At 71.4% G+C, this 11,277-nt stretch carries 11 protein-coding genes, 1 tRNA gene and 1 pseudogene; 4 read left to right on the forward strand and 9 right to left on the reverse strand.

The features are described 5' to 3' along the window. Positions 1-8: 8 nt before the first annotated feature. Together Q5762_RS32950 and Q5762_RS32955 are read right to left on the reverse strand one after the other, a co-directional pair. Positions 9-1,859 carry a S9 family peptidase gene (locus Q5762_RS32950; RefSeq protein ID WP_399495324.1) on the reverse strand — a complete coding sequence of 617 codons (1,851 nt, stop codon included), beginning with the start codon at positions 1,857-1,859 and terminating at the stop codon, positions 9-11. 175 nt (positions 1,860-2,034) lie between these two features. Then, positions 2,035-2,550, reverse strand: a pseudogene (locus Q5762_RS32955) (Lrp/AsnC family transcriptional regulator); the annotation flags it as partial. Positions 2,551-2,573: 23 nt separating this feature from the next. Here Q5762_RS32955 and Q5762_RS32960 point away from each other — a divergent pair. Continuing rightward, positions 2,574-2,840: a hypothetical protein gene (locus Q5762_RS32960; RefSeq protein WP_315895961.1), complete on the forward strand. Its 267-nt coding sequence runs from the start codon at positions 2,574-2,576 to the stop codon at positions 2,838-2,840. Between the two features lie 19 nt (positions 2,841-2,859). Here the strand turns inward: Q5762_RS32960 and Q5762_RS32965 are convergent, their stop codons facing one another. The 3 genes from Q5762_RS32965 to Q5762_RS32975 form a co-directional block, all read right to left on the reverse strand. Continuing rightward, positions 2,860-3,078: a hypothetical protein gene (locus tag Q5762_RS32965; RefSeq protein WP_315895962.1), complete on the reverse strand. Its 219-nt coding sequence runs from the start codon at positions 3,076-3,078 to the stop codon at positions 2,860-2,862. A gap of 122 nt (positions 3,079-3,200) precedes the next feature. Next, the gene (locus Q5762_RS32970; protein ID WP_315895963.1) at positions 3,201-3,893 is read right to left on the reverse strand and encodes a TetR/AcrR family transcriptional regulator C-terminal domain-containing protein; all 693 of its coding nucleotides are present in this window, start codon (positions 3,891-3,893) and stop codon (positions 3,201-3,203) included. A 101-nt stretch (positions 3,894-3,994) separates the two neighbouring features. Next, positions 3,995-5,104 carry a protein kinase domain-containing protein gene (locus Q5762_RS32975; RefSeq protein ID WP_315895964.1) on the reverse strand — a complete coding sequence of 370 codons (1,110 nt, stop codon included), beginning with the start codon at positions 5,102-5,104 and terminating at the stop codon, positions 3,995-3,997. 97 nt (positions 5,105-5,201) lie between these two features. Here Q5762_RS32975 and Q5762_RS32980 point away from each other — a divergent pair, with 97 nt between their 5' ends. Next, positions 5,202-5,441, forward strand: coding sequence for a hypothetical protein (locus Q5762_RS32980; RefSeq protein ID WP_315895965.1), 240 nt, complete (start codon positions 5,202-5,204; stop codon positions 5,439-5,441). Between the two features lie 77 nt (positions 5,442-5,518). Here the strand turns inward: Q5762_RS32980 and Q5762_RS32985 are convergent. The 3 genes from Q5762_RS32985 to Q5762_RS32995 form a co-directional block, all read right to left on the reverse strand. Beyond that, a tRNA-Pro gene (locus tag Q5762_RS32985) sits at positions 5,519-5,592 on the reverse strand. Between the two features lie 38 nt (positions 5,593-5,630). Beyond that, positions 5,631-6,368, reverse strand: coding sequence for a Pr6Pr family membrane protein (locus tag Q5762_RS32990; RefSeq protein WP_315895966.1), 738 nt, complete (start codon positions 6,366-6,368; stop codon positions 5,631-5,633). A gap of 112 nt (positions 6,369-6,480) precedes the next feature. Next, positions 6,481-7,419 (reverse strand): metallophosphoesterase, encoded by a 939-nt coding sequence (locus Q5762_RS32995; RefSeq protein WP_315895967.1) that lies wholly within the window; start codon positions 7,417-7,419, stop codon positions 6,481-6,483. Between the two features lie 73 nt (positions 7,420-7,492). Between Q5762_RS32995 and Q5762_RS33000 the strand changes: the two genes are divergently transcribed. Continuing rightward, positions 7,493-7,957, forward strand: a complete 465-nt coding sequence (locus tag Q5762_RS33000; RefSeq protein ID WP_315895968.1) for a GatB/YqeY domain-containing protein — start codon at positions 7,493-7,495, stop codon at positions 7,955-7,957. A 119-nt stretch (positions 7,958-8,076) separates the two neighbouring features. Here the strand turns inward: Q5762_RS33000 and Q5762_RS33005 are convergent, their stop codons facing one another. Further along, positions 8,077-10,308 carry a transglycosylase domain-containing protein gene (locus tag Q5762_RS33005; RefSeq protein WP_315895969.1) on the reverse strand — a complete coding sequence of 744 codons (2,232 nt, stop codon included), beginning with the start codon at positions 10,306-10,308 and terminating at the stop codon, positions 8,077-8,079. A 542-nt stretch (positions 10,309-10,850) separates the two neighbouring features. On the opposite strand from Q5762_RS33005, the gene Q5762_RS33010 reads away from it, so the two are divergent. After that, a complete protein-coding gene (locus tag Q5762_RS33010; RefSeq protein ID WP_015034550.1) occupies positions 10,851-11,195 on the forward strand; it encodes a WhiB family transcriptional regulator in 345 nt (114 codons plus the stop codon). Positions 11,196-11,277: the final 82 nt, after the last annotated feature.

Here is an 11,277-nt window from a genome sequence, read left to right on the forward strand (position 1 = left end):
CAGCCGCCTCACCCCCCGACCGGCCGGGTCCCCAGGTGACGCGCGGCGAAGGCGAGCTCCTGGCGGACCTGCTTGATCCGCTCCTCCACCACCAGGGAGCCGTGCCCCGCGTCGTACCGGTACACCTCGTGGACCGCGTCCCGGCCGGCCAGCCGGTCCACGTAGTTGTCGATCTGGCGGATCGGGCAGCGCGGATCGTTGACGCCCGCCGAGATGTACACCGGGGCCGTGACCTTGTCCACGTACGTCAGCGGGGACGAGGCCTCGAACCGGTCCGGCACCTCCTCCGGCGAGCCGCCGAAGAGCGTCCGGTCCAGCGCCTTCAGCGCCTCCATCTCGTCCTCGTACGCGGTCACGTAGTCGGCGACCGGGACCGCGGCGAGCCCCAGCGACCAGGCGTCCGGCTGCGTGCCGAGCCCGAGCAGCGTCAGGTACCCGCCCCACGAACCGCCCGACAGGACCAGCTTCGCCGGGTCGGCGAGCCCCGAGTCGACCGCCCACGCACGGACCGCCGCGATGTCCTCCAGCTCGATCAGACCGACGCGGTGCTTGAGCGCGTCCGTCCACTCCCGGCCGTAACCGGTCGAGCCCCGGTAGTTGACCCGGACCACCGCGTAGCCGTGGTCGAGCCAGGCCGCCGGGCCGGACGCGAAGGCGTCGCTGTCGTGCCAGGTCGGGCCGCCGTGCACCTCGAAGACCGTCGGGAAAGGGCCCTCGCCCTCGGCCGGCCGCTGCACGAGGGCGTGGATCCGGCCGCCCGGACCCTCCACCCACACGTCCTCCACCGCCACGGACCCGGGCGCCCGCGCACCCGGAGGGTCCAGGACGACCCCGCCGTCCGTCGAGCGCACCCGCGGCGGCTCGGCGGCCGAGGACCACAGGTACTCCACGCTGCCGTCCGGGCGGGCCGTGGCCTCCGACACCGACCCGGCGGGGGTCTCCACCCGCACCAGCGCTCCCGTCGCGATGTCGTACCGCCACATCTCGCTGCGCGCCTCGAAGCTGTGCACGATCAGCAGGCCCGTGCCGTCCACGTACCACTCCGCCGAGACGTCGCCCGGCAGGTCGAGCCGGAGATCGGTCTCCCGGCCCGTCGCCACGTCCCACAGCAGCGGCTCCCAGCGCCCCCGCCGCTGGTGCCCGACGAGCAGCCGGGTGTCCCCGTCCACCGGCGCGAAGCCCAGCACGGACAGGCCCAGCTCCTTCGTACCGCCCTTGGAGTCGTCCATCTCGGCCACCACCGAGGAGTCGGCGGCGCGCAGCACGCGCAGGGCCGAGTGCATGGCGTCGCCGTGCTCGGTGTGCTCGATCGCGATCAGCGAGCCGTCGTGCGAGAGGTCCCCGACGCCGGCCGACTCCCGGTGCCGGTAGACCTCGACGGGCGCCGCCCCGGCCCGTACGAGATGGATCGTCGACCCCTCCTCGTCCGTCGAGCACCCGACGACCACCGTGCCGTCCCGGCCGATCGCGAGCCCCGCCGGATACGAGGGCGCGAGCCCGGGCACCGCGGGCTCGTCCGCGCCGCCCTCGAAGGGCTGGCGCATCCACACCCCGAACTCGTCCCCGTCCTTGTCCGAGAACCACCAGATCCACCGGCCGTCCGGCGACAGCGTGCCGTCCGTCGTCCCGTTCGGCCGGTCCGTGACCTGCCGCTGGGCACCGCTCGCCCGGTCCCAGGCGTACAGCTCGTACGTCCCGGTCGCGTTGGACACGAACAGCGAACGGTCGGGGGCCTCCTCCGCCCACTCGGGCAGGGACACACGCGGGGCCCGGAACCGCTGCTCCCAGGCGGGGATGTCGGCGACGGCAGGGATGTCGGGGGTGTCGGTGATCTCGTTGCTCTCGGTCATGCCCCCCATCATGCTCCGACCGGCGGACATTCCGTCGGCCTCGTCCGCAGCCTGTGGATAACTCGCGGACGCCAGGCAGCTCGCGTACGGGCAGCGCGCTGCCCGACCATGCCCGAGCGCTTGCCGGCTGGGTCAGCGGCTCCGTCCGCGCGCTCGTCCGCGCGGCCGTCCGGATCACCGCGCGGCCGCCTGCCAGATCCACCGTCGAGCGGTGCGGCGGCGCGCCGTCCTCCTCGTCGTCGCGCAGGACGAGGGCGCTCTGCCGCTCGGCGCTCAGGTTGTGCGACCCGGTCACCGAGGTGACAAGGCGGGTCTGCCGCAGCCGCCCCACCGCCGCCGCGGCCGACGTCGCCTCCAGGGGAGGGACGTCCGCCTTGACCAGCGCGAACACCGGCCGTCCGGAGAACCGGAGAACCGGGGGGTGGGGGGCGGGCTTGCAGTGGTGGTAGAGCGCCCGGGCCACCGCGAGTGCCTCCAGCCTCCTGCGGACCGTCGACTCGCTCGTACCGACCTGGCGGGCGAGTTCGGCGGCGCTGACCCGGGCGTCCCCGGCCATGGCCGCGATGAGCCTGCGGTCCACGTGGGTGAGCCGGTGCGGCCTGCGGCCGGGACCCGAGGCGGGGGCGGCGAGTTCGCTGAGCCGCTGTGTCTGCTGGGGCGTCAGCTGGTCGAGCTGCCAGGTGTTGCGGAGGTGGTGCATCCGCGTGACCACCTGCCTGCGTCGTGGGGGCGACCTGCGCCGCCGAACTCGTCGCCCGGCTACGGATCCTGTCCGGCCGCCCGAAGGATGCGGCCCATCTGCTGGGCGCCGTGGACCGGTTGAGGGCCTCGGCCTTCGACGGCACGTACCGCGCGGCCCAGTTCCGCGCCCCGGCCCGCCGCCACAGCGACCACGCCCTCCGCGACGCCCTCCCGGCCCCCGAACTGACCCGGGCCTACGAGGAAGGCGCCCGCCGCGGCCTGAACGCCCTGGCGCACGACACCCTGTGACGGCGACGGCCCGGTCGCTCTAATTGCGGGGCCGCTCCGAAGACCCGGCGCCGGGCGCCCGGTGGTCGGTCGCGCGGCTGAGCGCCTTCGACAGCCGGCTGCGGACGACGGCGGTGCCGATGGCCCCCGCGACGGCGGCGGCGCCGAGGCCCAGGGCGAGCGCGGACGGACCGGAGTCGGAGACGACCTCGGCGGGAACGGTTGCCGCCGCCTCGGCGGCTGTCCGGAGGGGATGCATGTCCCCAGGGGACCGGACGGGACCCCCGGGGGCCACCTGACGGACCCCGTTCGGGTCAGACTCCACACGGCCCCGCCCCTAAGGGCGCGGCCCCGCCCCCTACGGACGCATCCCCCGGCCCCCTACGGGCGCGGATCCGCGCCGCCCAGCCGGGCTTCGAGGCCGTCGAGGATGGCTTCGACGCCGAATTCGAACTTCTCGCTGGTCATCGCCGCCGGGTCCGTACCCCGCTGCTCCTCGATCCGGGCCAGCAGCCGGGGGTACTGGGAGGCGATCCCGTACGCCCAGTCGGCGACGCTCAGCGCCGGCTTGGCCTCGTCGCCCTTGCCTCGCGGCACCTGCGCGGTGGCGAGCGTGGCCTCGGTCGCGTCGACGAGCAGGGTGCCGGTCACGAACGTGAAGGCGGAGTTCACGGCCCAGTCGAGCTCCCAGCCCTTGAACCCGGCCGCCTCGTAGATCGCGTACGAGTGGTCCTGGAAGCGGGCCATGCCGTGGCCGTAGACGAAGTGCGAGCTGATCGCCGGGACGAGCCACGGGTGGCGCTTGCCCAGCGCGTACGTGTCGTGGACCAGCGCGCGGGCGGCGGCGCGCCAGCCGACCTCGGCCGGGTCGGGGAACTTCAGCTCGCCCCACACCGCGTCGGCGGCCAGCACGACCAGGCTCTCCTTGCTCGCGACGTGCCAGTACATGGCCGTCGCCGCCGAACCCAGCCGCTTGCCGAGCCGGCGCATGCTCAGGCCGTCGATGCCCTCGCTGTCGAGCAGCTCGACGGCGGCTCGGACGATCTGGTCCTTGCTCAAGGTCTCCCGCGCCATGCCCCTAGGGTAGCCGAGTTTCTTGCACGGCGTTCAATTCGGGAGCGGGGGCGGGCCCACGGCCGGGCGGCCCACGGCAGCGCGGCTCACGGCAGCGCGGCTCACGACAGCCAGGCCATGCCGATCAGGAGGAAGACGACGAAGGCTATGCCGCCCGCGACCGCCGCCGTCTTCCGGGGGCGGCGCCGGGACAGGGCCGCGAGGCCGCTCTCGCCACGCCGCGCCGAGCCCTGCCGCCGGGACGCGACGGCGGTACGGGGCGGGCCCGAGGCCGCCGGTCGATGCGCCGCCGCGCGCCCACCGTGCTGCGCGGGCCGGGCCGGTGCACGGCGCGACGCGTGCGGCGCGGACCGGGTCGCCCCGGTCCTGGACCGAGACACGGCCTGAGGCTGCGCATGCTCACGCCAGGCGCCCGAGGTGAACCAGTCCGCGATCGCCTGGGCCGGAGGTCTCTGTTCCGGTTCCTTCGCCAGCATCGTCAGGAGGTACGCCTCGAACGCCGCGGGCAGCCCCACCCCGAGCTGCCGGGGCGGCGCCGGCGGCGTGTCGATGTGCTGGTACAGCAGGGCCGTGGCGGTGTCGCCGCGGAACGGGGGCCGCCCGGTGAGGAGTTGGTACAGCACGCAGCCGAGCGAGTACACGTCGGAGGCCGGCGACGCGGCCCGGCCGAGCGCCCGCTCGGGGGCGAGGTAGAGGCCGGTGCCGACGATCTGGCCGGTGGTCGTGAGAGCGGCGGACGGATCGTCGACGAAGCGGGCGATCCCGAAGTCCGCGAGCTTCACGGTCCCGTCCCCGTCGAGCAGCAGGTTCCCGGGCTTGATGTCCCGGTGCACCACGCCCTCCCGGTGCGCGGCGGCCAGCCCGGCGGCGGCGTGCGCGGCCACGACGGCCACCCGCTCGGCCGGCAGCACCATGGGCGGCCCGCCCGGCTCGGAGGCGAGGCTGGCCCCTTCGACCAGCTCCATGACGAGGAACAGCTTTCCGTCCCACGTACCGAAGTCGAAGACGCCGACGACATGCGGATGACTCAGCCGCGCGGCGGTCTGGGCCTCCAGCCGGAACCGGTCGGAGGCGGAGGGGTCGGTCTCGTGACCGAGCATCAACTTCACGGCCACCGCCCGCCCGAGCACCTCGTCGGTGGCCTGCCACACTTCGCCCATGCCGCCACGGCCGACACACACGTGGAGCCGATATCGGTCCGCGACCAGCACCTGAGAACCCAGCCTTTCGACGGTCGACAACCTGACAGCAAGCACGCGTCGCCGTACTCCGCCGTCCGGCACCGATGCCGTATCAGGGTAGAGCCGCTTGATCCACTTGCCGCACACGGCCCGGTGCAAGCGGGGCGCGCTGCGAGACCTCCAGGGGAGTGATCCTGCGGCCGATGCGGGCCTGGGGCGAAGCCCTGAAGCTGTCGAGGCGGCCAAGAAGGCCGTCAAGCTGTTCACCGAGGCCCTGGGCGGCAGGGAGCCCGAGACGATCCGCCCTGTGATCCAGACGGGGGCGACCGCGATGGACGCCATCTTCAAGCAAGATCAGAAGCCGTAGTCACGCAGATAGTCACGCACAACGAATCAGGCCCACCTAGTGACGTCACTAGGTGGGCCTGACCTGGTACTCAGCTGTCGGGGTGGCGGGATTTGAACCCACGACCTCTTCGTCCCGAACGAAGCGCGCTGCCAAGCTGCGCTACACCCCGATGTCACTGCGTTGTTCTTCACGTCGCGGCGACATCGATTACTTTAGCCCACCCACGCCCTGAGACGAAATCCGGTTTTCGCGGCCCCTCACCGCAGGTCGGACACGGTCCAGGGCGACGATCGTCAGGCCGAGGGCGTAGAAGGCGAGGCCCAGGATCAGCGCGTTGAGGGCCACGCCGCCGTAGCCGTACTCGGTGACGTCGATGAAGGGGTACGTGTACCGGGTCGGGACGTCCGGGGACAGGAGGGCGCCACGGATCAGGGCGAAGGTCAGGTACGCCGCCGGGGCCGCGAGCCACTGGGCCGCGTGGCGCCACCGGAGGGCGCCGGGGAGGGTGAGGAGCAGCCAGTCGAGGGCCGTGCCGATCGGGGTCACCGTGTGCAGGAGCTGGTTGGCGACCGCCTTGCCGCCCGTGAGCTTCGCGATCTCCGCCGCCTGGTTGAACTCGCTCGAACCGTTCGCCAGGACGAAGTGGAAGACGAGACCGACCACCGAGATACAGAGGAGTACCCCGCCTGTCCACAGCGCCGCGAGCGGCGGCCGGCCGGTCCAGGCCCGGCGGGCCGAGAGCGCGAAGACGACCGCGACCGCGATGTTCGACCAGATCGTGAAGAAGCTCAGGACGACCGGCACGCTCCCCAGCACGCACTCGATCACCACGCCCGTCGCCGCGGCAAGCGCGATCAGGCCGCCGAAGGCCGCCGCGTAAGGGCGTCGGACGGCGGGTATGACGGCGGATGCGGGCACGGCCGCAGCGGTGTTCGGCGTGAGCATTCCCCCACCGTAAAGCCCGTAAAGCCCGTAAAGCCCGTAAAGCCCGTAGAGCCCGCTTGCCCGTACAGCCCGTTTGCCCGTTTGCCCGTAGAGCCGTATACGGGGAAACCGTTCAGTCGCGCGCCGTCAGCGTCAGCAGGGTCGCCTCCGGCGGGCAGGCGAAGCGGACCGGGGTGAACCGGTTCGTGCCGCACCCCGCCGAGACGTGCAGGTACGAGGTCCGGCCCGCCACCGTGTGCGTCGACAGGCCCTTCACCCGGTCCGTGTCCAGGTCGCAGTTGGTCACCAGCGCGCCGTAGAAGGGGACGCACAGCTGACCGCCGTGCGTGTGCCCCGCCAGGATCAGCCCGTAGCCGTCCCCCGTGAAAGAGTCCAGCGTCCGCAGGTACGGGGCGTGCACCACGGCCATCGAGAAGTCCGCCGTCACGTCCGGACCGCCGGCCACCCGCTCGTAACGGTCCCGCTTGATGTGCGGGTCGTCCAGGCCCGTGAAGGCCAGGTCGAGCCCCGGCAGCTTCAGCCGGCCGCGGGTGTTGGTCAGGTTCACCCAGCCCGCGTCGTCGAAGGCGTCCCGCATCCCCTCCCACGGGTTGTGCACTGCGCCCACCACCGGCTTGTTGCCGTTCAGACCGTGGCGCCCCTGGGCCTTCTCCAGGAGGTAGCGGGCGGGGTTGCGCAGCCGCGGCCCGTAGTAGTCGTTGGAGCCGAAGACGTACACGCCCGGGAACTCCATCAGCGGCCCGAGCGCGTCCAGGACCTCCGGGACCGCGTCCGTGTCGGAGAGGTTGTCGCCAGTGTTCACGACGAAGTCCGGGCGCAGCCCCGCGAGCTTCTGCAGCCACGCCCGCTTCTTGCGCTGACCGCACACCATGTGGATGTCGGAGACCTGAAGGACCCGCAGATCCCGCATCCCGCGCGGGAGCACCGGGATCGTCACCCGGCGCAGCCGGAACGAGCGGGCCTCGAAGCCCGCCGCGTAGACGATTCCGGCCGCGGCCGTCGCCGTGACACCTGCCGTGATCTTCAGGGGGATCCCGTACCGTGCGCGCATCACCCCATCGTCGCAGACCCGATGGGCGGAAATGCGCGGGCGGGTGGGGCGGGGCACCTGACACACTTGGGGCATGACCACGCTCAAGGCCAAGCTGCAGGACGACCTCAACGCCGCCATCAGGGAGCGCGACGAGCTGCGCTCCTCGACGCTGCGGCTCACCCTCACCGCGATCACCAAGGAGGAGGTCGCGGGTACGACCAAGCGCGAGCTCTCCGACGACGAGGTGCAGAAGGTGATCGCCCGCGAGGCGAAGAAGCGCCGCGAGGCCGCCGAGGCCTTCGCCCAGGGTGGTCGCGCCGAGTCGGCCGAGCGCGAGAAGGCGGAGGGCGTGCTCCTCGACGCGTACCTGCCGAAGCAGCTCGGTGACGAGGAGCTGGAGCAGATCGTCGCGGCGGCCGTCGCCGAGGCCAAGGCCGCCGGCGCCGAGGGCCCGCGCGCGATGGGCGCCGTCATGAAGATCGTGAACCCGAAGGTCGCGGGCCAGGCGGAGGGCGGCCGCGTGGCCGCCGCCGTGAAGAAGCTCCTCGCGGGCTGAGCCTGCCGAAACGGCTGAGCCTGCCGAGCCGGCTTGGACACCGGCTGACGTACGTACGACTGAGGGCGCCTCCCGTCACGCGGGAAGCGCCCTCACTCGTAGGCCCTACGTACTACGCCCTACGGGCCGTTGCCGCCGCCGCCCCGGCCGCCGCCGTTCCCGCCGCCCCCGCCGATGATGCCCGGCGGGAGGGTGATTCCCGGGAGGTCGGGCCGGTCGCCCGGCTTCTCCGGCTTGTTGTCGTCGCCGGGCTTTTCCTTCTCCTTGTCCTGCGGCTTCTCGCCGCGCGGTACGGAGATGGGGGCGAACTGCGGTGTCTCGGAGGCGTTCAGCGCTCCGGTCATCGCGATCTTCCAGATCGGGCCCGGGAGGCAGCCGCCACAGACCTTGGGGTAGTACTCGCCGCCGATGGTGATGTCGAACATCGACACCTTCTCGCCGACGTCGTCACCGACCCAGACGGCCGTGGACAGGTTCGGGGTGTACCCGACGAACCAGGCGTCCTTGCGGTCGTTCGTCGTACCCGTCTTGCCGGCGTTGTCGCGGTCGCTCAGACCCGCCTTCGTACCGGTGCCGTCCTCGACGACGCCCTTCAGCATCTGGTTGATGGTGTCGGCCGTGCGCTCGGTCATCGCCCGCGAGCACTCGGTCTGAGGCACCTTCAGCTGCTGGCCGTCGGCCGACTTGATCGACTCGATGGCGATCGGGGTGCAGTACGTGCCCCGGTTGGCGAAGGTGGCGTAGACGGCGGCCATGTCGAGCGGCGTGGCCTCGATGGCGCCGAGCGTGATCGAGGGGCTCTCCTTGACCTTCTTGCCCAGCTCGCGCTCGTACCCGACGTTCTTCGCCATCTGCACCGTCTCGCAGAGGCCGGCCATCTGCTCCAGCTTGGCGAAGTAGGTGTTGATGGACTTGCCGAGCGCGCTCGTCATGTCCCAGGTGCCGGTCTCGGACTTGAGCTCGTTGCCGACCTCCCACTGGGCGTAACCCGCCGGCTTGCCGTCGCAGCGCGTGTACGAGTTCTCCGGGATGGTGATCTCGTACCCGGAGGAGAAGCTCTGCGCGGGGCTCAGCCCCTTCTCCAGGGCCGCAGCGGCCGTGATCGGCTTGAACGTCGAGCCGACCTGGAAGCCGTAGGTCGTGCCGCCCATCTTGCTGCCGACGGCGAGGTTGAGCGTGGTCTGGTACTGCTTCTGGTCCAGGCCGTACGGGCGAGACTGACCCATCGACAGGATCTTGCCGCTGCCCGGCTGGACCTGGACGACCGAGGCGGCGACCTTGTCGTTCTCGTAGATCTTCGCGACGGCCGCCTCGTTGGCCGCCTCCTGGGCGCGCGGGTCGAGCGTCGTCCGGACGGTCAGACCGCCCAGGTTCCACAGCTTCTGCCGCTCCTCGACCGTCTTGCCGAAGACCGGGTCGTTGAGGATCGTCTTGCGCACGTAGTCGCAGAAGAAGCCGGCGCCGTCGACGGCGGTGATGCAGCCGTTCTTCGGGGTCTTCACCTTCAGCCTGATCGGGGCGGCCTTCGCCTTGTCCACCTCCGCCTGGCTGACGTCCCGCACGTCGGCCATCCGCTGGAGCACCGTGTTGCGGCGCTTGGTGGCTTCCTGGAGGTCGTTGATCGGGTCGTACCGGCTCGGCGACTGGACGAGGCCGGCCATCATGGCGGCCTCCTCCAGCTTCAGGTCGGCGGCGGGCTTGGAGAAGTAGCGCTGGGCCGCCGCCTCGATGCCGTAGGCCTGCTGGCCGAAGAACGTGATGTTGAGGTAGTTCTCGAGGATCTTCTTCTTCCCCAGCTCCTCCTCGACCTGGATCGCGTACTTCAGTTCGCGAACCTTGCGGCCGATGGTCTGCTGGGTGGCCTGGGCGACCTTCTCGGGGTCGTCACCGGCCTCCTCGACGAAGACGTTCTTCACGTACTGCTGCGTGAGCGTGGACGCGCCCTGGGCCACGCCGCCCGACTGGGCGTTGCGGTTGATCGCGCGCAGCACGCCCTTGAGGTCGATCGCCCCGTGCTCGTAGAAGCGCGAGTCCTCGATCGCGACGATCGCCTTCTGCATGTACGGGGAGATCTTCTCCAGCGGCACGACCTTCCGGTCGCGCGAGTACACGGTGGCGAGGGTGCCGCCCTCCGAGTCGAGGATCGTGGTCCGCTGACTCAGGGGTGGCGTCTTCAGGTTGGACGGGATCTCGTCGAACCCCTCGACCGTCCCCTTCGCCGCCAGCCCCAGTGCTCCGGCCGCGGGCAGGGCGATGCCTGCCAGCACGGCTCCGGAGAGCACACTGACACCGAGGAACTTGGCGGCCTGCTGGGTCCCGGTCAGACCTCCGCCCGAGCGCTTCTTTGCCATGGGGGGCAGCCTAATCCGTAACTCTGTGCGTTCCGCAGGAGCGGGGGCCCCTCGGAGCGTTCGCGTACGAGACCGTGACATCCGGCCCCGCATCCTGGCGGGATGGCGGCATGACGACGTGAGGCGTCTACCTGGCTACGTTCTCATTTGCCGGACACGCGTACAGGCCTTGGCCTAAGCTGCTCCCAACTGTCACAGCAGTGCGGTTCCGCATCAAGGGCCGGGCGTGACATCGGCAGGAATTCCCTTGGCCCCGAACCTTGGGAACCCCTGCCCGATTCCGCCCCATGCGTCACTCGACGCCCCAAGTGCCTCCGTCGCAGCCGGGCGAACTGTACCGGTTCGTCGGTTTCGACACGCATGTCCAGGGGTCACTCCCCTGGGTGATCTGCCGCGTACGCATAGTCCGTTCGGGCCATTCAAGATTGGGCCCGAAGGGGGTGTTGCGCTGTGCCCACCTTCCGTAACGTCACCAACTGGCAGCGGTGAATATGCCGCTACCGCCGTGGGGGAGCCTCGATTCGGGAGAGGACGGCGCCGGTATGGGCTGGGTAGCTGACTGGAGTGCGCAGGCGGCCTGCCGCACTACCGATCCGGATGAACTTTTCGTGCAGGGAGCGGCGCAGAACAGGGCGAAGGCGGTGTGCACCGGATGTCCGGTGCGGACCGAGTGCCTGGCCGACGCCCTCGACAACCGCGTGGAGTTCGGCGTGTGGGGCGGCATGACGGAGCGCGAGCGCCGTGCCCTGCTGCGCCGGCGGCCGACCGTCACCTCGTGGCGGCGCCTGCTGGAGACCGCGCGGACGGAGTACGAGCGGGGAGCGGGCCTGCTGCCCGTGGCGATCGAGGACGACGCGACGTACGAGGCGTACGCGGCGGTGGGCTGAGCCCGCCGGTCACGTGTACGCGGCGGTGGGCCAACCCCCACCTGACGGAACACGCGGTACGTGCCATAAGCGAACGTGCGCG

Source organism: Streptomyces sp. P9(2023) (assembly GCF_032436795.1).
In the GTDB taxonomy this organism is placed as follows: Bacteria; Actinomycetota; Actinomycetes; order Streptomycetales; family Streptomycetaceae; genus Streptomyces.